The sequence below is a fragment of the Nonomuraea sp. 10N515B genome, assembly GCF_052245915.1.
GTDB lineage: Bacteria > Actinomycetota > Actinomycetes > Streptosporangiales > Streptosporangiaceae > Nonomuraea.
In genome coordinates this window covers 57,064-83,222 of sequence record NZ_JBQQBQ010000046.1, presented here as the reverse complement: position 1 = coordinate 83,222, position 26,159 = coordinate 57,064, and the positions used below count along the sequence as shown (strand labels likewise).

Below are 26,159 nucleotides of genomic sequence, written 5' to 3'. Positions count from 1 at the left end.
CCGCAAGCCGCGCTCGCGCTACCCGGTCGGCAAGAAGTCACGGCTGATGAGCACGCTCGGCCGCATCGTCCCCCAATACACCCTCGACGCCCTGCGGCTGCGCGCACTGGGCCTGTCCTGACCCGCGACCTGTCCTGAACGGAGCACCCCATGACCCAGCTCGCCGGAGCCGACGCCCTCGTCGCGCTCGACCCCGTCTTCGCCCAGCTCGCTGTCGGCGCGGGCCACAACCTGTGGGGGCTGACCCACCTGACCATGCGCGAGAAGGCCTTCGTCTGCCTGACCGCCGACCTGTGCCACCCGCATCTGGACCTGCCCCTGGCCATGCACGTCCAGATGGCCCTGTCCAACGGCGTCGACCCCGAGGCCATCAGGGAGCTCTACCGCCACCTGGCTCCCTACGTGGGCTACCCCATCCTCGTCCCAGCCTTCCAGCGCCTGACCGAACTCGGCCTGCCCCCGGCGCAGGACACCGACCCAGTCAAGCCGGTGCCGCTGACCGGAGCGCTGGCCCGCGCCATCCACGGTCTCGAGGCCGTGGACCCGGGGCTGGCCGCCTTCACCGAGGACCAGCTCGCCCAACGCTGGGCCCGCCCGCACCTCAGCATCCGCGAGCGAGCCATCGCCTGCCTGACCGTGGACGTCTTCTACCAGACGCTGGGCCAGTCGATGCGCCTGCACGCCGCCTTGGCGCAGGCGGACGGGGCCACCGAGGAAGCCTTCCGCGACCTCATCCGCGGCCTGGCCGAGTTCGGGCTCGCCCGGGCTTGGACCGCCGCGGAGGCCCTGCTTCCTCAGCGGAGCTCTGGCACGGAGAACGCGACATGAACGTCGTCAGCGGCGGCGGTAGACCCGGGACTCGAACGGGCGCAGCCGCCATGAGGTAGGCACGCCCGGATAGTTCATGAGCAGGAGCTCGGCCTCCAGCCAGGCGAGAGCGCCGGGCAGCGATCCGGCGTTGGCCTCCGCACCGGTGAGGTTCGTCACGACCAGCACCTCGGTCCCCTCATGACGGCGCATGAAGGCGTACACCTGCTCGTGCGACGGCAGCAACAGGGTGAAATCTCCCCTGGAGACGGCCGGCTCCTCATGCCTCAGGGCGATGAGCCTGCGGTAGTGAGACAGCACGGAATCCGGGTCGTCCAGCTGCCGTGCGACGTTCACCTCGGCGTGATCGGGGTGAACGCTCAGCCATGGGGTGCCGGTGCTGAACCCGGCGTGCGTCGAAGCGTCCCATTGCATCGGCGTGCGGGCGTTGTCCCGGCTCATCCGGCGCAAGGTCTGCATAACCGTCTCGGGATTCTCGCCACGTTCCACCCGATCGCGGTAGTGGTTGAGCGACTCGATGTCGCGGAACTCGCTCGCCTCGCGCCAGGGGTAGTTCGTCATGCCGAGCTCGTCCCCCTGGAAGATGAAGGGCGTGCCGCGGTGCAGGTGCAGCATTGTGGCGAGCGCCTTGGCCGAGGGGACGCGCAGCTCATCCGCATCACCGAACCTCGACACCAGCCGCGGCTGGTCGTGGTTGCCGAGATAGAGGGTGTTCCACCCGGTGCCCGCCAGCCCCTCCTGCCACCGGCTGAGGGATGCCTTGAGGTCCGCCGGGCGCAGTGGGAGCAGGTCGAACTTCCCTCCCGGCCCCTGGTCCACCTGGACATGTTCGAACTGGAAGACCATGTCGAGGCGGGGCGAGTGGCGATCGGTGATGGCGCGGGCCTGCTCCAGCGTGACGTTCGGCATCTCGCCGACGGTCAGCACGTGATCGCCGCGGCCGGCGAACACCTCCTGGCGCATCTCCTGGAGGAACTCGTCCAGGCGTGGACCGCAGAGGTAGAACGGGCCGCCATCGCCGAAGTCCTCGCCCGGGATCGGCGGGCCGTCGGGCAGAAGGACGTCCTTGGAGATCATGTTGATGACGTCCATCCGGAAGCCGTCGACACCGCGGTCCAGCCACCAGCACATCATCTGGTGGACGGCCTGGCGGACCTGGGGGTTCTCCCAGTTGAGATCGGGCTGGCGGCGCGAGAAGAGGTGCAGGTAGTACTCCTGCGTGTCCTCGTCGAACTCCCAGGCCGAGCCGGAGAAGGCCGACCGCCAGTTGTTCGGTTCAGAGCCGGGCTTGCCGGGGACCTTCCCGGGACGTGCCGGACGCCACCAGTACCAGTCGCGATAGGGGCTGGATGGGTCCGATCGGGAGGCTTTGAACCACGGGTGCTCGTCCGAGGTGTGGTTGACGACGAGGTCGATGATCAGCTTGATGCCTCTGGCGTGCAGCGCGGCGAGCAGTTCGTCGAAGTCCGCGAGCGTCCCGAAGAGCGGGTCGATGCCCTGGTAGTCGCTGACGTCGTAGCCGCCGTCGTCCTGGGGGGAGGGGTAGATCGGGGACAGCCAGACGACGTCGATGCCCAGATGGCTCAGATAGTCCACCTTACTCAGCAAGCCCCGCAGGTCGCCGATTCCGTCACCGTCGGAGTCGGCGAAGCTGCGCACATAGACCTGGTAGACGACGGCCGAGGTCCACCAGGGCTCCTCGTGCGGCGGGGCAGCGGGTGGTGTGGGCATAAGGATCTTTCTCTCAGGTCACGGAAATGAGCTGCGGGTACGGCGGAACGTCAGCCTTTGACGGACCCGGCGGTGAGGCCGCGGACGAAGAAGCGCTGCAGGGCGAGGAAGAACAGGATGGGTACCACCATCGAGATGAAGCCGCCCGCGGTGACCAGTTGCCAGCCCTGGCCCTGCTGACCCATGAGCGATTTGACTGCGATAGTGATCGGCTCGTTCTCGCCCGGTCCGATGAAGACGAGGGCGATGAGCAGGTCGTTCCAGACCCACAGGAACTGGAAGATCGCGAACGACGCGAGCGCCGGCACGCACATGGGCATGATGAGCCGCCAGAACATGGTGAAGTGGCTGGCGCCGTCGATCTTGGCCGATTCGAGCACCGCCTGCGGCAGCGTCGCCATGTAGTTACGCAGGATGTAGATCGCCAGTGACATGCCGAAGCCGATGTGCGCCAGCCACGCGGCCGGGAACGTCCCGTTGATGCCGAAGTCTCCGTAGAGCTGCAGGACCGGCACCAGCGCCACGTAGTTCGGCACGACGAGCAGGCTGACGATCACGATGAACAGCGTGTTGCGCCCGGGGAACCTCATGAACGCGAACGCGTACGCCGCGAACGCCGCGATGAGCAGCGGGATGAACGTCGCCGGCAGCGCGATCGCGAAGCTGTTCACGAACGCCTGGTCGAGGTTCGCCTGCGCGATGACCTCGCTGTAAGCCTGGGTCGTGAGGCGGCCCAGTGACGCGGGGTCGGTGAAGATCGTCCACCAGCCGAGCGCGTTGGCGTCGTCCTTGGTGCGGAACGACGTGATCAGCAGGCCCAGCGTCGGGATCACCCACAGGGTGCAGACGAAGATCACGGTGGCCTTGGCCACCGGGGTGGCTTCTCCCTGGTGGCGCGTCCGGCGCGGGGCGGTCTGCCGGTGGGCGGGGGACGAGCCCGCGGAACGGGTCACGGGTCGTTCGGTGATGCTCATCGCCCGGCCTCCTCGGTACGGAACTGGCGCACCTGGTAAATCATGATCGGAATGATGGCGATCATCAGCATGACCACGATCGCGGCCGCGTGGCCGTTGTTGAAGTTCGTGAAGAGCTCGTTGAAGAACTGCACGCCGATGACGTTGGTGTCGAAGTCGCCGTTCGTCATGACGTAGACGATGTCGAACAGCTTCATGACGCCGATCGTCACCGTGACGAAGACCGTGATGATGGTCCCGCGGATCTGCGGAACGATCACCTTGAAGAAGATCTGGCGCTCCCTCGCCCCGTCGATCCTGGCCGCCTCCAGCGTGTCGGCCGGCACGCCCTTGATGGCGGCCGAGAGCAGGACCATGGAGAAGCCGACCTGCGCCCACAGCAGCATCACCATGAGCTCGAGGCTGTTGAACTTGAAGTCGGTGATCTGCAGCCAGTTGACCGGGTCGAACCCGAGGGCGGTGACGATCGCGTTCTGCACGCCGATCTGCGGCTCTCCGGGCGGGTTCGTCGCGTAGACGAAGCGCCAAATGGTCCCGGCGCCGACCGCGGAGATCGCCATGGGCATGAAGATGGCCGTCTTGGCCAGCTTCTCCGCGCGCGGCCTGAGCCGGTCGGACAAGACGGCGATGCCGAGCCCCAGCGCGATGGTCACGGCGGGCACGATGACGATCCACAGGAGCGTGTTGACCAGGGTGGAGCGGAAGCCGGCCGACCCGAGCAGCGAGGTGTAGTTGTCGAGCCCGACGTAGGCGGTGCTGTCGGCGTTGGCGAAGCTGAAGTGGATCGTCTGGATCGCCGGGTAGATCAGGTAGAGGCTGATCGCGAGGAAGGCCGGGCCGATGTAGACGTACGGCTTGAGGCGATCCTCCCACTTGCCGGGCAGCAGCCCCACCAGCCGGTTGAGCACCCAGAACAGGACCAGGGCGCCACCCACTCCGGCGAGGACGGCGAGAACGGCGTTGATCGTCTTGATCAGCATGGCTCTGCTTCTTTCCCGGGCGTACCCGTTGCGCCTGAGGGACGGTGCGCGCGGCTGCGTCCGCCGCGCGCACCGCGGGGGTCCGTCATGCCGTCAGCTCGCCGGCCAGCTGTCGTCGATCGCCTTGAGTGCCTGGTCGAGGCTCTGCTGGTTGCTGATCCACCCCGTCATGCCCTTCCAGAAGCTGCCGGAGCCGACGGCTCCTGGCATCGCGTCGGAGCCGTCGAAGGCGATGCCGGTCGACTGGTAGGCGATCTTCGCGATGTTCTGGATCGTCTGGGTGGGATAGCTGGCGACGTCGAAGTCCTTGTGGGGGGACAGCCACGCGCCGGTCTTGGCGCCGGCCACGCCGAAGTCCTTGGTGCTCATGTACTGCAGGAGCTTCTTGGCGGACTCGTTGTCCTTGCTGAACAGGCCGGCCAGGTCGCCGCCGCCTTCGACGGGGTTGTCGCCGCCGGCGGTGGCGGGCGGGAAGCCGAAGACGCCGACGCGGTTGTCGATGTCGGCCACCACGTCGTCGGGGAAGAAGCCCTTGGCGGCGACGAAGTTGCCCTGCTTGTACATGAAGCAGCCAGGCGGGTTGCGGAACATGGGGTTGCCGGCCGTGCCGAAGTTGTTGCTGGCGATGGACTTGCGACCGCCCAGGACGTTGCCCTCGGTGAAGGCGATCTTCTCGAAGGTGCCGGCGGCCTGGCGGACCAGTGGCGAGTCGAACTTGATCTTGTGATTGATCCAGTCGTCGTACTTGGCGGTGCCGCCGTACTTCAGCACCAGCTCTTCCATCCAGTCCGTCGCCGGCCAGCCGGTGGCGGGCCCGGACTCGATGCCGAGGCACCAGGGGGTCTTGCCCTCCGCGCGGATCTTGTCGGTGAGCGCCAGCAGGTCGGGGATGGACGTCGGAATCTCGTACCCGGCGGACTCGAAGGCCTGCTTGGGGTAGAAGACCAGGCTCTTGACGTTCATGCTCGCCATGAGGCCGTAGAGCTTGCCGTCCTTGCTGCCGGCCTCCAGCGTCCCGGGCGTCATGCTGTTCTTCAGCGTCGGCATGTCGAGGAGGTCGTCGAGCGGGGCGAGCCGGCCCTTGGCCGCGAGGTCCTTCATGATGCCGGGCTGCGGGAACAGCGCGATGTCCGGCAGGTTGTTGCCCTGGACGCGGGTGACGATGAGCTGGTTGAAGTTGTCCGACGGGGACCACTTGATCGTGATGCCCTGCTCTTTCGCGTACGGATCCAGCGACATCTTCAGCGCGTTCAGGCCGTCGCCGGTCATGCCGGTCATGATTTCCACGGTCTTGCTGGTGTTCCCCGTGCCGGCTCCGCTGGTCGCCTTCGAGCCTCCGTCGCTCAGGCAGCCGCTCGACAGCAGCGCGAGAGCGGTCAACGGCGCGAGCGTTTGGATCAGTTTGGTCCGTCGCATCTGTGACTCCCTTGAAATTCGCGCGGGGGCCGGCAGGCGCCCCGGCGTTCCCCGGTGGAGGAGCCTGACAGCAGGGAGACAGGCCCGCCAACGGGAAATTGACGCGAGTCAAAGATAGGTATGATTCCCAGGAACGCTGAACTGGTCAGCCGGTAACATTTACGTAACATGTGGTAACCCATGGTTCCTGTCCCCCGACCCCCAGGACACTTCACGCATGGTCACCAGAGCTGATGTCGCTCGCCTCGCCGGTGTCTCGACCGGCACCGTCTCGCATGTGCTCACCGGCGCGCGGTCGATCCGCCCGGAGACCCGCCGCAAGGTGCTCGACGCCATGGAGCAGCTCGGCTACACCCCCAACGCCATGGCCAGCGCCCTGGCCGGCGGGCGCAGCCGCATCATCGCGATCGTCTTCCCCTCCCAGCCGCGGACGATCGTCGGCTCCGACCTGGAATACGTCCTGGCCGCCACTGACGCCGCCCGTGCGCGGGGCTTCCACGTCGTCCTCTGGACGACCGGGCAGGACGACATGGACGAGCTGCGCCAGCTGGCTCGAGCCGGACTCATCCAGGGGTTCCTGCTGATGCAGGTCACCCTCACCGACAAACGCGTGGATTTCCTCAAACAGGCCGGCATCCCCGTCGGGCTGATCGGCCGCACCAGCGAGCCCGGCCACATCCCCTACGTCGACGCCGACTTCGATCAGATCGCGCGCGTCGCGGTCGAGCATCTCGCGGGTCTCGGACATCGGACCATCGGCCTGCTCAACGCCCCGTACGAGGAGGGCGTACGAGGGATCGGAGCAGCCGTGCGCTTCGCCGACGCCGTCCGGCGATCCTGCGCCGACCTCGCGGTCGACTGCACCGTCATCACCAGCGAGCACACGGTCGGCGCAGGCCGGGCGGCGCTCCGCGCACTCCTGGACGACGCGCCGCACATGACGGCCGTCATCGGCTACAACTGGGAGGCCACTCTCGGCGCGATGCACGAGGCACGCGACCTCGACCGGCCGATCCCCGAACGGCTGTCCTTCATCATGTGCTCCAACGGCGAGCCCGAGTCGACCGACCCGGAGCTGACAACGGCGACCCCACCCGCGACGGAGATCGCCAGCGCCGCCGTCGAGGCGCTCATCGACCATCTGGCCGCCCCCAACGCCCAGCCGGCCCAGCGGCTGCTTCCCGGCGTGCTCGTCGAGCGGCAGAGCACCGCGCCCGCCAGAGAGCAGGTCGCGGAAGCCTGACTGTCGGATCAGTAGCCGGGGAAGACCTTGCGCAGCAGGTCGAGGTCGGCGGCGCCCGTGGCGACGACGCCCTCAGGGGTGTGCGACGGCCCGAGCCGCCCCGCCACGAGCCGCAGCCACGCCTCGGCGGGCAGCGTGAGCGTGCCATCGGGTGCGTCCGGGACGTCGAAGTCCACGCTGATCCGATCCTGCAGGCGGAGCGCGAAGACCGACGCGGGCTCGGTCGTGGTGACCACGACCACTGCGTGCGCATCCCCAGACGGCTTGCCGATCCAGCCGATCAGGTCGGGTTCTCCGTGCAGGAGCTGCTCGGCGGTGCCGGCGGTCAGCGTCGCGCGCTCGTCGAAGCCGGCGCGTACGTCCCACGAGTGCAGCGCCAGCTCGCTGAGCCGCAGCCGGACCGCGGTCGCCAGGCCTACCGGTGCGGGAAGGAAGCCCATGTCGATGCGCAGGTTCTCGCGGGCGGACGCGTCCAGCGACTCATAGAGCGTGGCCAGGGCCTCGTCGGCTTGGAGGAACCCGTCGGCGCGCTGCCTGCGCGTCATGCCGTTCCAGGTCTGCCAGATGCTCTCCATCTCCTCGCGGCTGGGCCTCGGCCCGTCGCCGAGGGCGGCCAGGACGGTGGCCCGCGTGATCTCGGCGCCGCTGCCCAGGTGGCTGAGCACCTGCGAGATGTCCCATTCGGCCGCGCCGGACGGCCGGGCCAGCGCGGCCTCGTCGAACGTGCGTACCAGTGCGGCCAGGCGGTCGTGCTCGCTGCGCACCGCGGCGATCACCGGGTCGGGGCTGCTCATGTGTTCTCCGGTTCTGGTTGCGACGCCTGAGGGTATCCGATGCAGCCGGCCAGGAGCGTCATGAGGGCGGTGCGGGCGTCGCCGCCGAGCCCGTGCTCGCGGCCCAGCCGCCCCCGGCGCTGTCGTAGAAGGCGCGGGCGGCGAAGCCGATCCACTCGGGCCGCTCCCAGGTGGCCCAGCGGACACGGGCCTCCTTGTCGATCGTCGCCGCCGTCTCGTCCGCGGAGGCGCCGGCCGCCCGCAGCCGCGCGGCCTCCCCGCGCACGTGGTCGAGGTAGTCGCGAACGTCGCGGATCAGCGAGGTGCCGGCCACTTCGCCGTGGCCGGGCACGACGATCTCGGCGTCGAGGGCGATCAGCTCGTCGAGCACGCCGATCCAGCGCCCGCCGTCCACGTCCACGTCGTAGGGCGGGAAGTACGGCGCGATCGGGAAGATACGCGTCTCGAACAGGTCGCCGCCGAACAGCACCCGGTCGTCGATCAGGATGACCTGGTCGGAGCCCGTGTGCGCCGGCCCGACGGCACGCAGTGCCGCCCTGCGTCCACCCAGGTCGATCTCGGCCTCGCCCTCGTAGACCAGGTCAGGATCGACGAGTTCGACGTCCTGGAGTTCGGCCGCGACGGCGGGGCTCAGGTCCTTGAACAGGTCGATGTAGGCGGCGCCCTTGCGGTGCAACTCCGCGCGCTGGGAGGCGTTGTAGACGATCGTCGCGACGCCCTTGAACGCCTGCGCCCCGAACCCGTGCTCGGGGTGGAAGTGCGTGACGGTCAAGTACAGGCGCCGCTCGCCGGCCAGGCGCCGGGCCTGCTCCAGGACGTACGCGCCGTTGCGGGGGCCGATGCCGGTGTCGATGACCAGCGCGGCGTGCTCACCCACGACGATGCCGACATTCGGGACGAGCTCGACGCGCTTGTCGGAGATGACGTACACGCCGTCGGACACCTTGACGGGCTCGCCTCGCACGATCGGCGGCGGGCTCATCCGTACGTCGGGGAGGTCACTTTCGCCGGCCAGCGAGGCATTCGGGGTCAGCGGGGAATCGGTGGGGCACATGACCCGGCTCCAATCTGAACAGTGTTGAGATCCCTTTGAGCGTAGCAGGGATCTGAGCGGTGTTAAGATCGAGTGGTGGCTAAAGGGCGATATCACCACGGCGACCTGCACAGCGCGCTGCTGGACGCCGCCGAGGCACTCGTACGCGAGCGCGGGACCGATGGCTGGTCCCTGCGGGAGGCCTCGGCACAGGTCGGCGTCAGCCCGAGCGCCGCCTACCACCACTTCGCCTCACGGGACGCGCTGGTCCGCGCCCTGTCCGAGCGGACGCTCGCCTGGCTCGGGGAACACCTCAGACAGGAGTGCGAGCAGGCGCCGGACCAGCGGAACGACCCACAACAGCGCCTGATCGCCCTGGGTCGCGGCTATGTGAGCTGGGCTCTCGAAGACCCGGCCGTCGCCCGGCTCGTCCTGCGCGGCGGCGCCACCGGCCCGCATGCGTCCATCTCCACCCACCCACACGACGTGCTCACCGCGGAGCTCGACCGGCTCGCGGAGGCCGGCGCCCTGCCCGCCTCCGCGCGCCCGGGAGCCGAGTTCGTGCTTTGGGCGGCGATCCACGGACTGGCCGTGCTGCTCGCCGACGGCCTGGTCCACATCGAGGGCTCCCGGGCGGTTGATCTTCAGACCGAGCGCGTGGTCCGCTCCGCGCTCAACGGCCTGGCCCGGGAGACGTCCCCCGCGGCGGGCTGGCCGGCCGCACACTCGGCCCACACCGAACGCCTGGCTCGCACCGGCATCGAGTGATCGGTGATGCCGGACGGGCGGAAGCCTGCGAAGATCGCGCTGTGCCGATCTTCCGTGTCGTCGTGCTCGCACTCGCGGCGCTGACCGCCACCGTCCTGGCCTTCCCCCGGGTCGTGCCGAATGGGATCGGTCACCTCGGCAGCCTGGTCGAGACGTTTCTGCCGTGGCTCGTGCTGATCGTTCCCGTGCTGCTCGGCCTGGCCTGGTGGCGGCGCTCCGCGGTGAGCGCGCTGGCCGCACTGCTACCCGCCATCGCGTGGCTTGCCCAGTTCGGCGGGTACGTGCTGCCCCAAGAGGAGCAGCCCCATCACCTGGTCGCGGTGCAGCACAACGTCAGTGACGAGAACACCGACCCGGCCGGCACAGCGGGCAAGCTCATCGCGACCCGGCCGGACCTGATCGGCCTGGAGGAGCTCGTACCCGCAACCATGCCGGCCTGGGACGCCGCACTGCGCCCCGACTACCCATATCGGACCGTGCAGGGCACGGTCGGCCTCTGGTCCCGCCACCCGCTTGCCGAGGTGGCCCCGGTGGACATCCGCCCGCAGGACGTCGGCCCTGACTGGAACCGCGGACTGCGGGCGGTCGCCCGCACCCCGCACGGCGACATCGCGATCTACGTAGCTCATCTGCCCTCGGTGCGCATCGGTCTGGGCGGATTCGACTCCGTACGCCGGGACGAGAGCGCCCGCCGGCTGGGCGCGTTGCTGGCCGCCGAGCCCGTTGATCGCATGCTTCTGCTCGGCGACCTCAACAGCAGCGTCGACGACCGTGGGTTGCGCCCGGTCCTCTCGCTGATGGCCGCCCCACCTCGCGATTTCGCCTTCAGCTGGCCGGCCCGGGCCCCGCTGGCACGCATCGACCAGATCCTGACCCGCGCGATGACGGTGACCGAGCTCCGATCGCTCCCCAGGACGGGCAGCGACCACCTACCGATCGCCGCCCACATTCGCCTCTGATCCGGAACGTGGTGCCGGGCCTTACCCAGCCTGCCGGCTGAGTTCGTTGTATCCCGGTGTTCACAGCAGAGCCTCAGCCGTGATGGGGAGCTCACGGACCCGGCGGCCGGTGGCGTGGAAGACGGCGTTGGCGATGGCGGGCGCCACCCCGATATGCACCACCTCACCGAGGCCCTTGACGCCGATGGGGTCGGCCTCGCGGTCCTCGCCGTCGAGAAAGATCGCCCGCAGGTCGGAGACGTCGGCGTTGACCGGGACGAGGTAGTCGGCGAGATTGCTGTTGACGATCCTGCCGTCGCGGTGGTCGGTGACCGTGTCCTCCAGCAGGGCCATGCCGATGCCGCCCACCATGCCACCGTGTGCCTGGCTGTCGGCGAGCTTGGGGCTGATGATCCGCCCCACGTCGTAGACGCCGAGCATCCGCCGGACGCGGACCAGGCCGAGGCGGCGGTCCACGGCGACCTCGGCGAACGTGGCGCCGTAGGCGTACGTGGAGAACCGGGGCTCCCCGGGGGCGAAGGCGCCGAGCGTTTCGAGGCGGGTGCGGTTGTTGCGGGCCAGGAGCTGCTGGTACGTCTCCCCGCGCGCGGGGTCGTTCTTGACGTGCAGCCGGCCGTCGCCGACCGCGACGTCGCCGGCGCCGACGCCGTGCAGCGGGGATCGCTCGTCGCCGACGGCCAGCTCGATCGCCTGGCGCCGCAGCTTGTCGCAGCCGTCCTGGACGGCGGAGCCGACGCTGGCCGTGGTCTGCGAGCCGCCGTGCGCCGGGGTCGTCGGCATGGTGGAGTCGCCGAGCCGGAAATCCACGGAGCTTGCGGGCAGCCCGAGGGCGTCGGCGGCGACCTGGGTCATGGAGGTGTACGTGCCGGGGCCCATGTCGCTGGTCGCCGCCTCGACCCGCGCAACGCCACGTGCGTCGAGCAGGACCCGGGCCTGGGCCGGGTTGCGCAGGGTGCCGTGGGCGGCGGCGGCCATGCCCATGCCGATCAGCCAGTCGCCGTCGCGGGTGGAGCGGGGTTTGGGGGCGCGCCGGTCCCACCCGAACGCGCGGGCGCCGACGGTGTAGCACTCGCGCAGCCGCCGGGTGGAGAAAGGCATCCCGTTCGACTCGTCCTTGGCGGGTTCGTTGCGCCGGCGCAGTTCGATCGGATCGATGCCGAGTTCGTGGGCGAGTTCGTCCAAGGCCGACTCGATGACGTAGGCCGCCGTGGCGTGACCCGGGCCGCGCATGTACAGCGGGGTGTTCACATCCAACGGCACGGTCCGGTACGCCTGGCGGACGTGGGGCATGGTGTAGAGCGCCTGCCCCGCCGCCAGGACGTTCTCCCGGAAGTTCTCGTACGACGAGGTCTCCGCCGTGATGTCGTGGACCATCGCGGTCAGCCGGCCGCGCCGGTCGCTGCCCAGACGCAGGTGATACGCGTACGCGGGCCGGTGGCCCGTTCCGGCGTACAACTGCTTGCGGGTGAGGACGAGCTTGACCGGACGGCCGGCCTCGCGCGCGGCGAGGGCCGCGATGGTGACGTGCGGCCAGGCCCGCAGGCCGCTGCCGAACGCCCCGCCCACGAACGGCGAGATGACCCGCACCGCGTCCAGCTCGATGCCGAACACGGCGGCGAGTTCCCTCTGCGTGCCGACGACCCACTGGGTCTTGTCCCACACCGTGAGCCGGTCGCCGTCCCAGCGGGCGATGGTGGCGTGCGGCTCCATCGCGTTGTGGTGGTTGCGGGCGGTGCGGTACGTCATTTCCAGCCGCACCGTGGCGGAGTCCACGGCCTGGTCGGCGTCGCCGCGCGCGTAGGTCACGGGCTCGTGCGCGTGGGCGCCGGTCAGGTCCGTTGCCGGCTTCTCGGCGTCGTAGCGGACCTCGACCAGGCTCGCGCCGTGCTGAGCCGCCTGCGGCGTCGTGGCCACCACGACCGCGACCGGCTGCCCGTGGAAGAGGACCTTGTCGTCCTGGAAGACGTGCAGCCGCTCGCCGCCTTCCGGGTTGTTCGAACTCGGATTGGGCCTGTAGGCCAGCTTGGGCGCGTTGAGGTGGCTGATCACCGTCAGGACACCGGGGTGGGCGAGGGCGGCGCGGGTGTCGATGCCGGTCATGCGTCCGCGGCCGACGGTGCTGCCGACGATGACGGCGTGTACGACCCCTTCGGTGGGGTGGTCGGCGGCGTACTTCGCTTGTCCGGTCACTTTCAGGTGCCCGTCCACCCGGGACAGCGGCGCCCCGACGGCTTGCCGGCTCATGGGGCGTTTCCCACGATGCGCAGCTGGCGTTCGACGGTGCGCTTGAGCAGCTCGATTTTGAACGTGTTGTGTTTGAGCGGGCGAGCTCCGTCGGCCGCCTGCTCGGCCGCTTCGGCCCACAGCGCCTCCGACGGCCGTTCGCCGATGAGGCGGCGTTCAACGGCGGGCAGCTTCCACGGCACGGTGCCGACGCCTCCGGCGGCCACTTTCGCCTCCCGGATGACACCATCGCGCACGTGCAGGGCGACCGCCGCCGAGGTCAGCGCGAACTGATACGACTGCCGGTCGGCCACCTTCAAGTAGCCGGAGCCGAGCGGGCGCGGAAGGGCCGGAATCTCGACAGCGGTGACCAACTCGCCTGGCCGCACGGCCTGTTCCCGCTGGGGTGTGCCGCCCGGCGGCAGCAGGAAGTCGGCGAGGGCGACGCTGCGCTGCCCGTCTGGGCCCTGCAGGTGGACGCTCGCCTCCAGCGCCGCGAACGCCACGGCGACGTCCGAGGGGTGGGTGGCCACGCAGTGATCGGAAGCACCGAGGATCGCGTGCGTACGGTTGAATCCGCCCAGCGCCGCACACCCCGAGCCCGGCTCCCGCTTGTTGCAGGCCGCCGTCACGTCGCGGAAGTACGTGCACCGGGTGCGCTGCATGAGGTTGCCGCCGACGGTGGCCATGTTGCGCAGCTGGGCGGAGGCGCTCAGCTCCAGTGCCTGCGAGATGACGGGGAAGGTGGCGCGCACTTTGGGGTGGGCGGCGGCCTCGGCCATCCGTACGAGTGCGCCGATGCGCAGGCCCCCGCGCGCGGTGGCGGAGACCTCGCGCAAGGGAAGGGCGCTGATGTCGACGAGCGTGGAGGGACGCTCGACACCCTCGCGCATCAGGTCGACCAGCGTGGTGCCGCCCGCGAGGTAGCGGCCGCCACGGCGCCCGGCGGCGAGCGCGCCGGCGACGTCGGAGACCTTGACGTAGGAGAAGGGATGCATCAGGCCCTCCTGGCCGCCTGCTCAACCGCTCTGACGATCTTCACGTAGCAGCCGCAGCGGCAGAGGTTGCCGCTCATCCACTCTCGGATCTCTTCGGGGGAGCCTGTGTGGCCCTCTCGGATGCAGCCGATGCCGGACATGATCTGGCCGGGGGTGCAGTAGCCGCACTGGAAGGCGTCCTCGTCGATGAACGCCTGCTGCAGAGGGTGCAGCCGGCCGCCGTCGGCCAGGCCCTCGACGGTGGTGACCGCCGCGCCCTCCAGCCGCACCGCCAGCGTCAGGCAGGCGTTGACCCGCAGGCCGTCGACCAGCACCGTGCACGCCCCGCAGGCGCCGGCGTCGCAGCCCTTCTTGGTGCCCGTCAGCCCGAGCTGCTCGCGCAGCAGATCCAGCAGCGAGGTGCGGTTGTCGATCGTCGCGGTGTGCCTCTCACCGTTGACCACCAGCGAGACGCGACCGCTGGGCGGCGCCTCGGCCGGCTCGGTTCCGAGCGGAGACAGCCCCGGCACCAGATCGCACGCCACGGCCACACCGCCGAGAGTCGCCGCCGTCGCCGTCGCCGTCGCGATGAACGTACGCCGAGACCACCTCGACGCGGGCTCCACCTCGGACGGAACACGTGAGTCCGGGAGCTCGGAAGACATATCACCGCCTCGATTCGGCGAAGGACCGGCGTTCTCACACGTCGGCATGCCCCGGAGTCGCTACTCGCCAAACCCGCCTGTTAACGCTGTGTGTTCAAGCGCAGGCGCATCGCGCAACTCCGGGCTGGACAAGACCAGCCCGGAGTTGCCGGCATCCGGTGACCGAATCACCTCAATCGACGCTGATCAATCCCCGCTGGTAGGCGCGGACGAGCGGCCGGGGTACGCGTAGTTCCCGGCCGTTCACGGTGATCGGCACCAGGTCGGGCGCGGTGGCCTTCCACTGGCTGCGGCGGTGCCGGGTGTTGCTGCGCGACGTCTTGCGCTTGGGTACGGCCACGGCTACCAGCTCGCCTTCGTGATGCCGGGCAGTTCCCCGCGATGGGCCATCTCGCGGAAGCGCACGCGCGAGAGGCCGAACTTGGTGAGGTGCCCGCGGGGGCGGCCGTCGACGGAGTCGCGGTTGCGGACGCGGGTGGCGCTGGCGTCGCGGGGCTGGCGGGCGAGCTCGCGCATGGCCTGGTCCCGTTCCTGCGGGGTGCCGACGCGGATGATCTCCTTCAGCTCGGCCCGCCGTTCCGCATAACGCTGGACCACGGCCTTGCGCCGCTCGTTGGCGGCGATCTTGCTCTTCTTGGCCATCAGACCTTCTCTCCTCGGGCCCGGATCCGGGCGACGGCCTGCTCGATGCCGATCTTGTCGATGGTCTTGATCGCGCGCGCGCTGACCGTGAGCTGCACGAAGCGGTCCTCGCTGGGCAGCCAGTAGCGGCGGCGCTGGATGTTGGGGTTCCAGCGTCGCCGGGTGCGGCGATGGGAGTGGGAGACGTTGTTGCCGAAGACCGGTTTGACGCCGGTGAGCTGGCAGTATGCGGACATCAGATCCTTCCGCCCTTCTTCATCGCTCTTCCCGGAAGAGCACGTGCCGGCGGACGGTCGGGTCGTACTTGCGCAGGGTGAGCCTGTCGGGGTCGTTTCTGCGGTTCTTTCTGGTCACGTAGGTGTAGCCGGTGCCTGCCGTGGATCGGAGTTTGATCACGGGGCGGAGCTCGTTTCTGGCCACAGCGGTTCCTTTCTGCTTGCGGCGATGTGCCATGATAACGACAACGATTTTCATCACCGCAACTGGAGGCTCAGTGCCCACCCCCGTCGTCCTGGTGTCGGGACTGCACGGCGCGGCCCGTACCGCCACCGTCGAGCGGCTGCTGGCCGACCATCCGGGATCCATCGCCGTCCACCACGATCTGCGCGAGATCGTCCAGGACCGCGTCCACCGCAGCGTCCGCGACGCCACCGGTCTGCTGGAAACCGCCGAGGTTCGTCTCGCCCACGGCTGCATCACCTGCACCGTCCGCGAGGACCTGCTCCCCCGGCTCGTCGCCCTGGCGCCCCGCTCGAGCCTGCTGATCGTGGACCTGTGGGATTCAGTGGAACCGCGCTCAGTGGCCGAGGCCGTCGACTGCTACGAAGCCCATGACCTGCTGCGGCTCACCGCCGTTCTGACCGCGCTGGACGCCGCGGCCATGCCCGGCGACATCACCCGCGGCGAACCTCTCAGCGAAGCAGGCAAGCCCGCGGCCGCCGGGGACCAGCGTTACCTGGCGGAGGTCCTGGCCAGGCAGCTGGAGTACGCCACCGGCCTGGTGCTGCATGGCGGCGACGAAGACGACCAAGACCTGTCGCGCCGGGTGCTCGCCCACCTCGCCCCCATCAGCCCGATCCACACGCTCCACACCCTGCCGCTGGTGACCGGTGCCGCCGTGTGCACCGCGGAACTGGCCGAACGAGTCGATCCCGCCACCGCGCAACTGCCCTGCGACGCCCAGACGGAGGAGATCGTCACCACGGTGTGGCGCAGCCGCCGCCCGCTGCACCCCGGCCGCTTCTTCGAGGCCGTGGACGAGCTGGTGGTCGAGTCGGTACGCTCACGCGGCCGTTTCTGGCTGGCCACCCAGCCGGACCACCTGCTGGCCTGGGACGCCGTGGCCGGGATCGTCTCGGCCGAGAACGCCGGCCCCTGGCTCGCCGCGCTGCCGGAGGCCGCCTGGGACCTGGTCTCCCCCGCCCGCCGGCTGGCCGCGACCCTCGATTGGGACCCCGAGCGCGGTGACCGCGTCCAGCACCTGGTCTTCACCGGCCCCGACCTCGACGTCGGCCGCTTCCACGCACTGCTCGACTCCTGCCTGCTCACCGAGGCGGAGGAGAGCGCAGGCCCCGACGCCTGGACCGCTTTCCACGACCCGTTCGCCGCCATCCTCACTCTCAGGGAGAACGCGTGAAGAAGCCCCACGCCCCGCGCCGCAAGCCCAACCCGCTCCTGCACGCCGACCGCATCGACTACAAGGACACCAACCTGCTGCGCAAGTTCGTCTCCGACCGGGGCAAGATCCGCAGCCGCCGCGTCACCGGCGTCACCGTGCAGCAGCAACGCCGGATCGCCAAGGCCATCAAGACCGCTCGCGAGATGGCCCTGCTCCCCTACTCCTCCCGCCCCAGCGGGTGAACCGGCGGCCCTGCACACTTCGCCCTTGACGATCAGGCCACATATCGCAAAATGGTAATGATTATCGATTTGTCTACATGAGGGGTGCGAGTGGCGGACGAATACGAACAATCGGCGGAGTTCATCGACGTGATGATCGCGCCGTCCTGGGAGGCGACGAGTCCGGCGCTCGCTGAGGCGCTCCGCGGCGTGTCAGGCCCGATCGTGGACGTGGGCGCCGGAGGAGGGCACGGCACGCGGGTGATCGCCGCGGCGGTGGCCGATGCCGAGATCCTGGCCGTCGAGCCGTCGCCGGGGTCGCGGTCGGTCCTGCTGGCCCGGGTGAACGAGTCCGCGGAGCTGCGCGACCGGGTGACCGTGCTGCCGGAGGGGCTGTTGGAGGCCGAACTGCCGGACCGGCTCGGCGCCGTCGTCGCCATGAGCGTCATCGGCCACTTCGACCCGGCCGGGCGGCGGCAGATCTGGGCGCTGCTCGCCGAGCGGCTCCTCCCCGGCGGCCGGGCGGTGCTGAACCTCCTGCCGCCCACGCAGGCCATGGCGGTGCCGGACTCGAGATTCGCCGACGTCCGCCTCGGACGGCGCAGATACGAAGGATGGGGCCGCGCCGAGCCCGCCGGGCCGGACCGGCTCACCTGGCACATGACGTACCGGACCTACCACGATGACCGGCTCGTCGGCGAGCTGCAGGTGGACTACGCCTGGTGGGTGCTGGACGGGCAGCGGCTCAAGGAGGAGCTGAGCGAGCACGGCCTCGTGGCGTCCCACACCGGTCCGGAGGAACTCGGCATGTATGTCATCGACAGAGGAGGCGCGTGATGTACGAGGTGGTCGTGGTCGGCGGCGGGCCCGCCGGGCTCAGCGCGGCACTGGTTCTCGGCCGGCAGCGGCGCCGCGTCCTGGTGGTGGACGCCGGTCGGCCGCGTAACGCACCGGCCGCGGAGATGCACATGTTCCTCGGCCGGGACGGCGGCTCACCCGCACGCCTGCTGGCCGACGGCCGCGCCGAGGTGGCCGCCTATCCGACGGTGGAGCTCAGGAAGGGGCGGGTGACCTCGGCGGAGGGGGAGTCCGGCCGCTTCACGGTGACCTTGGACGACGGCGATCAGGTCGAGGCGTCCCGGTTGATGCTGGCGAGCGGGGTGACCGATGAGCCCGTCGCGGTCGCGGGGCTGGCCGCACGGTGGGGCAAGAGCGTGTTCCACTGCCCCTTCTGCCACGGCTACGAAACGAACGGAAAAGTGCTCGCCGTCATCGGCAACGGGTTCGACGCGATGCTGGCGGCCTATGTCGCCGATCGCTACAGCGATGACGTGGTGTTGTGCACGAACGGTGCGAGCACCATGCCCGAACCGGTGGCCGCCGTCGTCAAGGCCCGTGGCATCCCCGTGATCGAGACGCCGCTGGTGGGCATCGAAGGTGAGCTGGACGCGTTGACCTTGAGCTTCGCGGACGGGACCACGCTGACGCGCGAGGCCGTCTATCACCGGGCGCCCACCCGGCCGAACACCGACCTGGCCGTCCAGCTCGGCTGCGTGCTGCTGCCCGACGGGTGCGTCGAGGTGGACGAGTACGGCAGGACCAGCGTGGCCGGCGTCTACGCGGCCGGCGACGCCGCGCATCTCAAGGCGGTGCCCGAACCGGTGACCTTGGTCGGGCCGAGCGCGGCCGACGGGGTGCGGGCCGCGGTCTGGTTGGAGCAGGAGATGTTCCGCGCCGGGTTGCCGGTGGCACTGGGCTGATCCCGCTGCGGGTACGGCGGGCGGGCCCACAGGTCCCGCTCGCCGTACCGGTGTGTCAGAGCTTGGCGGCGACGAACAGGTGCTGGGCCGGCGCGGCCAGCGGAGACCCGGACCCCGGCAGCTCGAGGATGGGGCGCAACCCGGCCTCCGCGAGCTCGGCGGGCAGCTCTCTGCCGGTGAAGAACACCCGCCCGGTGCCGCCGCGGCGGTCCCCGGCGCCGAGATCCGGCTCTCCTTCCCTGGGCGACAGCAGGAATTGCATGGTGGCGAGCACCAGGTAGTGCTCGCGGATCGCCTCGGTCACCACCACCAGGCCGCCAGGGGCCAGCAGCTCGCGGATCCACCGCAGCGACCGTCCCGCGTGCCGTGCACAGTGCAGCACGTTGGCGGCGACCACCACGTCCGCGCCACCCCGCGCCGCTCCCTGGGCGACGAGGTCGGCGTTGATGTCCAGCAGGGCGTAGCGGAGCCGGTCGCCGAACCGGTCCTCGGCCGTCATCGTGAAAAATCTGGACACGTCGGTGAACAGGTAGTCCACCTCCGCGTCGCCGAGCCCGTCCAGCGCGGCGGCGGTGCTGCCCCCGGCGCCCGCGCCCAGCTCAACGACCCGCAGCGGCGTGGCGCGAGTGGCCGCCGCGCGGCCCAGGACGTGCCCGACGGCGGCGTTCAGGTACCTGTTGCTGACGTTGTTCTGGTCCTTGCTGAGCGAGGTGAGCAGGTCTCCGTCGGGGAACAGCAGCGCTTGGGCCATGATCTCGTCGCGGAGCAGCTCCGGGAGGCGGGCGAGGGCGGTCCTGAAGAAGATCGCCATCTGCTCCAGGTAGCCGAGCGCGGCGCAGGCGCTGTCCAACCCTGCCCCGTCGTCCTCACCCGCGGGCTCGGTGGCCACGGTCTCGAACCGGCCGTCGGGATCCCGGCGTAGGAGCCCTTCGGTTCTCAGCACCTCCAGCCAGCGCCGGACGATCCATTCGTGCCGGGGCGCCACGCCGAGCGCTGCGATGATCTGTTCGGTCGTCCCGGATGTGCCGGAGGGCATGACGCCGCCGACGAGCCCGGTCAGCGCTCGCAGCGCGATCTCGTCGAAACGGCGGATGGCGGCGGGCAGGTGCGCGAGCGCGTCGTCGGACACCGGCTCGCGCGCACCGGGCACCAACCGCGTGAGCGCGACGCGTCCGGCACGGTCGGCGTCGGCCGCGTCCCGCGCCAGACTGACGACATCGCGGCCCGGTCCGCTGGGGACCTGGGCCGTCAGGTCCTCGGGAACCGTCAGCCCCGCACGCCTGAGCTCCCGGCGGGCCACCTCGGTGAGCCGCTTGCGGGCGAACGCGCCCAGCGGCTCATGCGGCCTGCCCACCCCCGCCAGCGCGTCGGGGGGTGTGGCGGCGGCCGCGGCCGGTACCGCGACCTGCAGCCGCATGGGGTCGTCGGGGTCGAGGAGCACGACTGCTCGCGTGCCCTCCGTCGCGGCACGCAGATCGGCCGCCGACTGGGCGGTCTCGGCGAGCTTGAGCAGGCCGTTGGGGATGCCGACCACTTTGACGGGATCGCCCTGGCGCGCCAGCCCGGCCAGGGCGGCCAGCGGGTCCGGCCCCAGGGAGTCCCAGGCGCGGACGGCGGCGGCCGGGGCCGCAGGCGGATCGACGTGCAGGACGGCGTCGAAGCGATAGCGGGTCAGCTCGGTGTCGGCCGTGAGGGTCTTGGCGAAGAAGCTGAGGGTGACGTGCCGGTTCGCGCCGGCCGCCACGGCCGCCAGCGTGGCGGGATCGAACAGCAGCTCCGTATCGGCCCCAGGTCCCCCGCCGGCAGGCATGTGTTCGAGCGTGCGGTAATGCTCCTCGAGCAGCCCCGAGTGGCGTACGTCGCCCACGATCACCGTCCCTCCGGGGGCGACGAGGTCGATGGCGTCGCGGAGCACGCCCGCCAGGTAGTCCACGCTGGGGAAGCACTGGGTGACGGAGTTCAGCAGCACGCAATCCGGCCGTTCGCCCAGGCGGGCCAGGGCGGTGCGGACCGCGGTGCCATTGATCTCGTGGGCGGCGGCCCGCACGACCGTGACACCGGGCAGCCCGAGTCCGTCCAGGCGGGTCACGACGTGTTCGGCGATGTCGGTGCCCACGTACCCCTTGAGGTGCGGGTGGAGGCGGTGCAGGAGCATCCCGGTCCCGCACCCGAGTTCGAGCACCCGGGAGGGCTGGTGCCGCAGGACCAGTTCGGCGGTGCGGTCGGCCCACTCGGCCATGTGGTCGGCGGGCAGCGGTTCGCCGGTGTCGGTGGCGCGCCAGCCGGACAGGTCGAGGTCGGGGCGGTGCGTGCCCTCTCCGGAGCGGTAGGTCCAGTCGTAGACCTCCCCCCAGTGCTCGAGGTGCTCGGCCACCAGGTCGCCGAGCACGGGCGGATGTCCCGGCTCATGGTGTACGGCCAGGGCCGCCGGGTCGGCGGTGACGATGAGCCCGCCGGTGCCGGTGCGGTCCACGCGGGCGATCCACGGGTGGGCGAGCAGAGGTTCATAGGACGTCAACGGAACGCCTCCGGTCATGGTGGTCGGACAGGGATGGGGTCAGTCGGCCGTCTTCGACGCGCAGCACGCGGTCGGCGCGGGCGGCCACCGCCGGGTCGTGGGTGACCGCCACGACGGCGAGGCCGGTGTCGCGGCGCAATGTGTCGATCAGGTCGAGGACCAGGTCCGCGGTGCGGGCGTCCAGGGCGGCGGTGATCTCGTCGGCCAGCAGCACCGCCGGGTTCCCGGCGAGCGCTCTGGCGAGGGCGACTCGCTGGCGTTGCCCGCCGGACAGCGCGGCCGGGTAGCGGTGTGCGTGCTCCGGTGCGAGGCCGACCGTGTCCAGCAGCCGGAGTGCCTCGGCACGGGCCTCTTTCCTGGGGAGACCGCGGAGCGTGCGGAGAGGGCGGGCGAGCGCCGCGCCCACGGTGCGTGCCGGGTTGAGCGTGTCCAGGGGGTTCTGCCCGACCAGCGCGAGCGCCCGTAGCACCGTCGGGGCACGCTCGGTCACTGCCCAGGGCAGCGGCTCTTCCAGCACGGTGCCGTGTCCGCGCTCGGCGGGATGCAGCCCGGCGAGGACGCGCAGCAACGTGGTCTTCCCGCAGCCGGAAGGCCCGAGCACGGCGACGGACTCCCCCGCCGAGACCGCGAGATCCACCTCCGACAGCAGCGGCGTGCCACCCGGCGGCTGCGCCAGAGCCAGCCCGTGCACCTCCAGCACCGGCCTGCCGGCCGGCCGCGTGACGTCCGGATCCGCCGCCACCGTCCGGCGGCGATCCGGCGACGGTGCGGCGTCCCCCGGGGCTTGGGGGTCGTTCGCGGGGCCGAGCCGGACGACGTGGTCGGCGAGTTCGGCGACCATGCCCAGGTCGTGCGAGACGACGAGCGTCACCGAGCGGCCGTCGCCACGGCGTCGCTGTACCAACTCGAGTGCGAGATGGAGCGCGGCGGGGTCCAGCGCGCTGGTCGGCTCGTCCAGGATGAGCAGCTCTGGATCGGCCGCCAGGGCTCGGGCGAGCGCCACCCGTTGCGCCTGTCCGCCCGAGAGCTGGTGCGGACGGAGAGCGGCGATGTCGGCCGGGTCCAGGCCGACTGCGGCGAGGGCCCGTTCCGCTCCGCCGGGGCGCGCCGCTCTGGGCAGCGCCTCGCGTACCGCGGCGCGCGCGTCCAGCAGGGGATGCAGCGCCGAGGCCGGGTCCTGGCTGAGGAAACCGACGGTCCGCCGCCGCCAGCAACGCGGGGCCCGTACGGGAGCTCCGTGCCACTCGATCCGGCCCGCCGCCAGGGTCAGCCCGCCGGGCAGCGCACCGAGCACGGCCCGCAACACGGTGGTCTTGCCCGTACCGGACGGGCCGATGAGCGCCAGCACCTCGCCCGGGGCGACTCGCAGGTCCAGCCGGTCGACGATCACCGACCCGGTCCTGTCGGCAACGGTCAGCCCGCGGACGGTAAGCCCGGGCCGGCTCACGAGAGTCCGTCCCGGGGGGCGAGGGCGTGCGAGAGCGCCGCCACGCTGCCGGCGAGGAGCGCCAGCGCGACGGTGGGCGCGATCGTCGCGGCGGGGTTGAGCGCGAGGCCCTGGAGGTTCTCGCGGAGCATGGCGGCCCAGTCCGGCGCGGGGGGCGCCGGTCCGAAGCCGAGGACGTTGAGCGCGGCTGTGAGCTGCACCGCCAGCACCAGCCGCTGGCCGAGGTCCGCGCCGACGAGTGCGGCATGTGCGGGCAGGACCTCGCGCAGCAGCACGGACGCCCCGCGCTCCCCCCGCGACAGTGCCACCTCGACGTAGCCCGCATGCCTGGCCGCTGCCGTGGCGTCGGCGACGATGCGCAGCGTCAGCGGCGTGCCGCCGAGGAAGGTGCCGATGATCACGGCGGCGGGGCCGGGCAACGCCACCACCACGAGCAAGGCGAGCAGGAGCAGCGGAAGGGCCAAGAGCAGGTCGGCGGCGCCGGCGACGGCGCGGGCGACCCGGCTCTGGCTCCATCCCGCCCACAGTCCGCCTGCCACGCCCAGGGCTGAGGCCGTGAGGGCGGCGGCCAGGGACGTCAGGGTCAGGTCCCGTCCACCGGCCAGGACCCGGGCGAGCACGTCCCGTCCCAGCCCATCGGCACCCAGCGGCAGCCCGGGAGTGGCCCCGGCCCATGGTGCCGCCACGATCGCGGTCGGATCGTGCCCCGCCATCGCCTCCCCGCCGAGCGCCACCAGCAGAGCGGCCCCCGCCACGACGCCCAAGGCCGGCATGGCACGCCGCTTGACCGGCCCCGTCGAGGCCGCGTCCTGCACAGCGCCGGGCGAAGACGTCGCAGCCGAGCCGTTCGCGGGACCGCCCTGACGCTTCATGGGCGAGCCGCCTTCGGGTGCCGGCGTGGGGCGGCTGTGTCGGCGGCGAGGAGGCCGGCGACCACGACCGCCGCGGCGAGGAGCGCGACGCTCTGGACGACCGGCACGTCCCTCGTCGAGATGGCCGTGACCAGCAGCTCGCCCAGCCCGGCCAGTCCGAACAGGGTCTCGGCCACGGCAGTGCCCGCCACCAGCCCGCCGAGGATGACCGCGAGCAGGCGGGTGGCGGGGGCCGCGACCATGGGCAGCACGTACCGGAGCCCGATCGCGACCGGCGACAGGCCGCGGAGCTCGGCGTCGCGGACGTACGGCCGGGCCAGCACGTCCGCGATCGCGCCACGGAGCAGGGCGGCTCCGTACGCGGCGGTCGGCAGCGCGAGCGTGAGTGCGGGAAGCGCAAGGAGGTCGGGCCGGTGCCAGGGTGGCTCTCCGACGGGCAACATCGACACCGGCGGGAACCACCCCCAGGCGGCGGACAACCAGGCGACCAGCGCGGCCGCCACCACGGCCTGGGGCAGGGCGGCACCCGCCACGATCAGCGCGTTCACCGCGGAGCGCAGCCACCGGGGCCCGCTCACGGCGGCCCAGGCCAGGGCCGCCGTGAGGGGCACGCTCACCGCCAGCGCGGCCCCCGCCAGGGCGAGCGTCACACCGGCGCGTTCCGCGACCAGCTCGGCGACCGGACGGCCGGTGATGAGGGAGGCGCCCGGCTCGCCGGTCAGCACTCCCGACAGCCAGTCCAGGTAGCGGATGTGCAGGGGACGATCCAGCCCCTGCTCCGCTCGCAACCGGGCGAGCTCTTCCGGGGTGGTGCGGCCGCCGCCGAGCACGTCGGCGGCGTCACCAGGCAGCGCCGCCGTACACAGGAAGATCACCGCGGAGGCGGCGGCCAGCAGCAACCCGCACCTGACCAGCGCGCCGGCCGGTCGCGGCATCCTGCGCACGTCAGCCGTCCAGGCTCACCTGGTCGATGAACGCGGAGGCGAAGCCGATCCCCTCGGGCACGCCGCTCAGCCCGGCCTTGGCCAGGTCGAGCCGGTCGCTGAGCGCCCAGATGGCGTAGCCGCCCTGGTCGCGGAGCCGGGTCTGCAGGTCCGCGAGCAGTGCGCGCCGCTTGGCGTCGTCCGGCTCGGCCAAGGCCTTGTCCAGATCCGCGGACCAGGCCGGGTCCTTCCACGCCGTCTCATTGGTGGGCGAACCGGGCGTGAGCGTCACCCTCACCACGTCGAGGAACGGGATGCCGCCCAGGTAGCTGAGGTAGAAGGGCTTTTGTGCGTAGACAGCGGAGAAGTAGGTGTCGGCCGGCTCCACGGCCACCTTGACCCGCATCCCGATGTCGGCGAGTTGCTGGGAGATCAGCGTGGCGGCGCTGTCCATGCCCGGGTAGGCCGTGGTGGTGTGCAGCGTGAGGTCGACGCCGTCGGCGAGCCCGGCCTCGGACATCAGCTGCTTGGCGCGGGCGAGGTCGCGGGCGCGTTGCGGCAGGTTCGCCGGGCTGGTCGGGTCTTTGGGGGTGATGAGGTCGTTGCCGATCTCGCCGTAGCCGAGGAAGACCGTGTCGAGGAGCTGCTTGCGGTCGAGGGCGAGCCGTACGGCCTCGCGTACGCGGCGGTCGTCGAAGGGTTTGGTGTCCATCCGCATGACGAGCGGATACAGGGTCGCGCCCGGCCTGCGGAGCAGGCGTACCGTGCTGTTGCCCTCCTGCTGCTTCGCCAGCGTGGCCGGCACCCCTCCGGCCAGGTCGACCTGGCCCGACAGCAGGGCCTGGGCCCGTGCCTGTGGATCGGGCACGGCTCGCACCTCGATGATCTTGGCTGGCGGCTTGGGGCCCCACCAGTCGTCGTTCCGCTCGTACACCACCGCTTGCGCTCCGCCCTTGTTCGTCGGGCGGAACGGCCCGGAGCCGGGGACCGGCTTGGTGAAGTCGTCGCTGCCCTCTGGCACGACGAAGGTGGCGCCCTCCAGTGCCTTGCCGACCTCGGCGTAGGGCTTCTTGGTCACCAGCTCGAAGGTGGTGTCGTCGATGACCTTGGAGGCGTCGAGGTCGAACATGGCCATGCGGCCGAAGTTCTCCGCTGCTTTCTTGCCCATGCGGCGCAGCGAGAAGAGCGCGTCGGCCGCCTTGACCTTGCGGCCGTCGGAGAACGCGGCGTCGTCGCGGATGGTGATCCGCCACTTGGTCAGGGTGGCGTCGGGCTTCCACGCGGTCGCCAGGCGTGGCCGGCTGGAGCCGTCGGCGCGGGGGACGGTGAGGACGTCGTACGTGAGGGCCATCCTCACCACGTCGCTCTCGCCGGGCAGCAGGCCGTGCGGATCGGCGACGGCGTTGGAGGGCGAGCCGGGCGCGGCATAGCGTACGGTGGCGGTGCTGGTGCCGACCGGTGGAGAGCTGGTGACGGCCGGTTTCGTGGCGGCGCAGCCCGTCAGGAGGGCGACCGCGGCGAGGACCGCCGCTGACCGGCGGCGGAGCTGGGGATGCATGGCAACCTT

26 protein-coding genes are annotated in these 26,159 nt (G+C 70.9%); 8 read left to right on the top strand and 18 right to left on the bottom strand.

The window, feature by feature from the left end; all coding sequences use genetic code 11:
* Nucleotides 1–150 precede the first annotated feature (150 nt).
* Nucleotides 151–828 (top strand): carboxymuconolactone decarboxylase family protein, encoded by a 678-nt coding sequence (locus tag ACTWQA_RS43165; RefSeq protein WP_443164671.1) that lies wholly within the window; start codon nt 151–153, stop codon nt 826–828.
* A gap of 6 nt (nt 829–834) precedes the next feature.
* Here the strand turns inward: ACTWQA_RS43165 and ACTWQA_RS43160 are convergent, their stop codons facing one another.
* The 4 genes from ACTWQA_RS43160 to ACTWQA_RS43145 all read right to left on the bottom strand — a co-directional run bounded on the left by ACTWQA_RS43160 (nt 835) and on the right by ACTWQA_RS43145 (nt 5,929).
* Complete coding sequence (locus tag ACTWQA_RS43160) at nt 835–2,559, bottom strand: glycoside hydrolase family 13 protein (protein WP_443164670.1); 1,725 nt, start codon at nt 2,557–2,559, stop codon at nt 835–837.
* Nucleotides 2,560–2,609: 50 nt separating this feature from the next.
* Nucleotides 2,610–3,533: a carbohydrate ABC transporter permease gene (locus ACTWQA_RS43155; RefSeq protein ID WP_443164669.1), complete on the bottom strand. Its 924-nt coding sequence runs from the start codon at nt 3,531–3,533 to the stop codon at nt 2,610–2,612.
* A complete protein-coding gene (locus tag ACTWQA_RS43150) occupies nt 3,530–4,513 on the bottom strand; it encodes a carbohydrate ABC transporter permease (protein WP_305922824.1) in 984 nt (327 codons plus the stop codon). Before ACTWQA_RS43150 ends, ACTWQA_RS43155 begins: the two co-directional genes overlap by 4 nt.
* Before the next feature lie 93 nt (nt 4,514–4,606).
* Nucleotides 4,607–5,929 (bottom strand): ABC transporter substrate-binding protein, encoded by a 1,323-nt coding sequence (locus ACTWQA_RS43145; protein WP_443164668.1) that lies wholly within the window; start codon nt 5,927–5,929, stop codon nt 4,607–4,609.
* 217 nt (nt 5,930–6,146) lie between these two features.
* On the opposite strand from ACTWQA_RS43145, the gene ACTWQA_RS43140 reads away from it, so the two are divergent.
* Complete coding sequence (locus ACTWQA_RS43140; protein WP_443164667.1) at nt 6,147–7,172, top strand: LacI family DNA-binding transcriptional regulator; 1,026 nt, start codon at nt 6,147–6,149, stop codon at nt 7,170–7,172.
* Nucleotides 7,173–7,180: 8 nt separating this feature from the next.
* Here ACTWQA_RS43140 and ACTWQA_RS43135 read toward each other — a convergent pair whose 3' ends face one another.
* Both ACTWQA_RS43135 and ACTWQA_RS43130 read right to left on the bottom strand, forming a co-directional pair.
* Entirely contained in the window at nt 7,181–7,966 is a 786-nt protein-coding gene (locus ACTWQA_RS43135; RefSeq protein ID WP_443164666.1) for a maleylpyruvate isomerase family mycothiol-dependent enzyme, read from the bottom strand.
* Nucleotides 7,967–8,024: 58 nt separating this feature from the next.
* Nucleotides 8,025–9,020 (bottom strand): MBL fold metallo-hydrolase, encoded by a 996-nt coding sequence (locus tag ACTWQA_RS43130; protein ID WP_443164665.1) that lies wholly within the window; start codon nt 9,018–9,020, stop codon nt 8,025–8,027.
* 75 nt (nt 9,021–9,095) lie between these two features.
* On the opposite strand from ACTWQA_RS43130, the gene ACTWQA_RS43125 reads away from it, so the two are divergent.
* Nucleotides 9,096–9,767, top strand: coding sequence for a TetR/AcrR family transcriptional regulator (locus tag ACTWQA_RS43125; protein ID WP_443164664.1), 672 nt, complete (start codon nt 9,096–9,098; stop codon nt 9,765–9,767).
* 41 nt (nt 9,768–9,808) lie between these two features.
* On the top strand, nt 9,809–10,726 hold the full coding sequence (locus ACTWQA_RS43120; RefSeq protein WP_443164663.1) for an endonuclease/exonuclease/phosphatase family protein: 918 nt from the start codon (nt 9,809–9,811) through the stop codon (nt 10,724–10,726).
* 60 nt (nt 10,727–10,786) lie between these two features.
* On the opposite strand, the gene ACTWQA_RS43115 is transcribed toward ACTWQA_RS43120, so the two are convergent.
* The 7 genes from ACTWQA_RS43115 to rpmG all read right to left on the bottom strand — a co-directional run bounded on the left by ACTWQA_RS43115 (nt 10,787) and on the right by rpmG (nt 15,653).
* Nucleotides 10,787–12,970: a xanthine dehydrogenase family protein molybdopterin-binding subunit gene (locus ACTWQA_RS43115; protein WP_443164662.1), complete on the bottom strand. Its 2,184-nt coding sequence runs from the start codon at nt 12,968–12,970 to the stop codon at nt 10,787–10,789.
* Entirely contained in the window at nt 12,967–13,947 is a 981-nt protein-coding gene (locus ACTWQA_RS43110; RefSeq protein ID WP_443164661.1) for an FAD binding domain-containing protein, read from the bottom strand. Before ACTWQA_RS43110 ends, ACTWQA_RS43115 begins: the two co-directional genes overlap by 4 nt.
* Nucleotides 13,947–14,447 (bottom strand): (2Fe-2S)-binding protein, encoded by a 501-nt coding sequence (locus ACTWQA_RS43105; RefSeq protein ID WP_443164673.1) that lies wholly within the window; start codon nt 14,445–14,447, stop codon nt 13,947–13,949. Before ACTWQA_RS43105 ends, ACTWQA_RS43110 begins: the two co-directional genes overlap by 1 nt.
* 316 nt (nt 14,448–14,763) lie before the next feature.
* The gene (rpmF, locus tag ACTWQA_RS43100) at nt 14,764–14,931 is read right to left on the bottom strand and encodes a 50S ribosomal protein L32 (RefSeq protein ID WP_443164660.1); all 168 of its coding nucleotides are present in this window, start codon (nt 14,929–14,931) and stop codon (nt 14,764–14,766) included.
* 2 nt (nt 14,932–14,933) lie between these two features.
* Nucleotides 14,934–15,233, bottom strand: a complete 300-nt coding sequence (rpsN, locus tag ACTWQA_RS43095; RefSeq protein ID WP_305924865.1) for a 30S ribosomal protein S14 — start codon at nt 15,231–15,233, stop codon at nt 14,934–14,936.
* On the bottom strand, nt 15,233–15,469 hold the full coding sequence (rpmB, locus tag ACTWQA_RS43090; protein WP_443164659.1) for a 50S ribosomal protein L28: 237 nt from the start codon (nt 15,467–15,469) through the stop codon (nt 15,233–15,235). Before rpmB ends, rpsN begins: the two co-directional genes overlap by 1 nt.
* A 19-nt stretch (nt 15,470–15,488) precedes the next feature.
* Nucleotides 15,489–15,653, bottom strand: a complete 165-nt coding sequence (gene rpmG, locus ACTWQA_RS43085) for a 50S ribosomal protein L33 (RefSeq protein ID WP_443164658.1) — start codon at nt 15,651–15,653, stop codon at nt 15,489–15,491.
* A 73-nt stretch (nt 15,654–15,726) separates the two neighbouring features.
* Here rpmG and ACTWQA_RS43080 point away from each other — a divergent pair, with 73 nt between their 5' ends.
* From ACTWQA_RS43080 to ACTWQA_RS43065, 4 genes are all read left to right on the top strand, one after another.
* On the top strand, nt 15,727–16,869 hold the full coding sequence (locus ACTWQA_RS43080) for a CobW family GTP-binding protein (protein WP_443164657.1): 1,143 nt from the start codon (nt 15,727–15,729) through the stop codon (nt 16,867–16,869).
* Nucleotides 16,866–17,093, top strand: coding sequence for a 30S ribosomal protein S18 (rpsR, locus tag ACTWQA_RS43075; protein WP_443164656.1), 228 nt, complete (start codon nt 16,866–16,868; stop codon nt 17,091–17,093). Before ACTWQA_RS43080 ends, rpsR begins: the two co-directional genes overlap by 4 nt.
* 90 nt (nt 17,094–17,183) lie before the next feature.
* Nucleotides 17,184–17,909, top strand: coding sequence for a class I SAM-dependent methyltransferase (locus tag ACTWQA_RS43070; RefSeq protein ID WP_443164655.1), 726 nt, complete (start codon nt 17,184–17,186; stop codon nt 17,907–17,909).
* Complete coding sequence (locus ACTWQA_RS43065; protein WP_443164654.1) at nt 17,909–18,832, top strand: NAD(P)/FAD-dependent oxidoreductase; 924 nt, start codon at nt 17,909–17,911, stop codon at nt 18,830–18,832. Before ACTWQA_RS43070 ends, ACTWQA_RS43065 begins: the two co-directional genes overlap by 1 nt.
* A gap of 55 nt (nt 18,833–18,887) precedes the next feature.
* Here ACTWQA_RS43065 and ACTWQA_RS43060 read toward each other — a convergent pair whose 3' ends face one another.
* Genes ACTWQA_RS43060 through ACTWQA_RS43040 form a run of 5 tightly spaced genes read right to left on the bottom strand, consistent with a single transcriptional unit; the run spans nt 18,888 to nt 26,150 of the window.
* Nucleotides 18,888–21,350, bottom strand: a complete 2,463-nt coding sequence (locus ACTWQA_RS43060; RefSeq protein WP_443164653.1) for a methyltransferase — start codon at nt 21,348–21,350, stop codon at nt 18,888–18,890.
* A complete protein-coding gene (locus ACTWQA_RS43055) occupies nt 21,337–22,797 on the bottom strand; it encodes an ABC transporter ATP-binding protein (protein WP_443164652.1) in 1,461 nt (486 codons plus the stop codon). Before ACTWQA_RS43055 ends, ACTWQA_RS43060 begins: the two co-directional genes overlap by 14 nt.
* Nucleotides 22,794–23,669 (bottom strand): ABC transporter permease subunit, encoded by an 876-nt coding sequence (locus ACTWQA_RS43050; RefSeq protein WP_443164651.1) that lies wholly within the window; start codon nt 23,667–23,669, stop codon nt 22,794–22,796. The genes ACTWQA_RS43055 and ACTWQA_RS43050 overlap by 4 nt, the downstream gene beginning before the upstream one ends.
* Nucleotides 23,666–24,604 carry an ABC transporter permease gene (locus ACTWQA_RS43045; RefSeq protein ID WP_443164650.1) on the bottom strand — a complete coding sequence of 313 codons (939 nt, stop codon included), beginning with the start codon at nt 24,602–24,604 and terminating at the stop codon, nt 23,666–23,668. Before ACTWQA_RS43045 ends, ACTWQA_RS43050 begins: the two co-directional genes overlap by 4 nt.
* 10 nt (nt 24,605–24,614) lie before the next feature.
* Entirely contained in the window at nt 24,615–26,150 is a 1,536-nt protein-coding gene (locus ACTWQA_RS43040) for an ABC transporter substrate-binding protein (RefSeq protein ID WP_443164649.1), read from the bottom strand.
* Nucleotides 26,151–26,159: the final 9 nt, after the last annotated feature.

Excerpts from the sequence above, each read along its gene's own strand:
- ACTWQA_RS43165 (WP_443164671.1), top strand. The coding sequence starts at position 151 with ATGACCCAGCTCGCCGGAGCCGACGCCCTCGTCGCGCTCGACCCCGTC.
- ACTWQA_RS43160 (WP_443164670.1), bottom strand. The coding sequence starts at position 2,559 with ATGCCCACACCACCCGCTGCCCCGCCGCACGAGGAGCCCTGGTGGACC.
- ACTWQA_RS43155 (WP_443164669.1), bottom strand. The coding sequence starts at position 3,533 with ATGAGCATCACCGAACGACCCGTGACCCGTTCCGCGGGCTCGTCCCCC.
- ACTWQA_RS43150 (WP_305922824.1), bottom strand. The coding sequence starts at position 4,513 with ATGCTGATCAAGACGATCAACGCCGTTCTCGCCGTCCTCGCCGGAGTG.
- ACTWQA_RS43145 (WP_443164668.1), bottom strand. The coding sequence starts at position 5,929 with ATGCGACGGACCAAACTGATCCAAACGCTCGCGCCGTTGACCGCTCTC.
- ACTWQA_RS43140 (WP_443164667.1), top strand. The coding sequence starts at position 6,147 with ATGGTCACCAGAGCTGATGTCGCTCGCCTCGCCGGTGTCTCGACCGGC.
- ACTWQA_RS43135 (WP_443164666.1), bottom strand. The coding sequence starts at position 7,966 with ATGAGCAGCCCCGACCCGGTGATCGCCGCGGTGCGCAGCGAGCACGAC.
- ACTWQA_RS43130 (WP_443164665.1), bottom strand. The coding sequence starts at position 9,020 with ATGTGCCCCACCGATTCCCCGCTGACCCCGAATGCCTCGCTGGCCGGC.
- ACTWQA_RS43115 (WP_443164662.1), bottom strand. The coding sequence starts at position 12,970 with ATGAGCCGGCAAGCCGTCGGGGCGCCGCTGTCCCGGGTGGACGGGCAC.
- ACTWQA_RS43110 (WP_443164661.1), bottom strand. The coding sequence starts at position 13,947 with ATGCATCCCTTCTCCTACGTCAAGGTCTCCGACGTCGCCGGCGCGCTC.
- rpsN (WP_305924865.1), bottom strand. The coding sequence starts at position 15,233 with ATGGCCAAGAAGAGCAAGATCGCCGCCAACGAGCGGCGCAAGGCCGTG.
- rpmB (WP_443164659.1), bottom strand. The coding sequence starts at position 15,469 with ATGTCCGCATACTGCCAGCTCACCGGCGTCAAACCGGTCTTCGGCAAC.
- ACTWQA_RS43065 (WP_443164654.1), top strand. The coding sequence starts at position 17,909 with ATGTACGAGGTGGTCGTGGTCGGCGGCGGGCCCGCCGGGCTCAGCGCG.
- ACTWQA_RS43050 (WP_443164651.1), bottom strand. The coding sequence starts at position 23,669 with ATGAAGCGTCAGGGCGGTCCCGCGAACGGCTCGGCTGCGACGTCTTCG.
- ACTWQA_RS43045 (WP_443164650.1), bottom strand. The coding sequence starts at position 24,604 with ATGCCGCGACCGGCCGGCGCGCTGGTCAGGTGCGGGTTGCTGCTGGCC.
- ACTWQA_RS43040 (WP_443164649.1), bottom strand. The coding sequence starts at position 26,150 with ATGCATCCCCAGCTCCGCCGCCGGTCAGCGGCGGTCCTCGCCGCGGTC.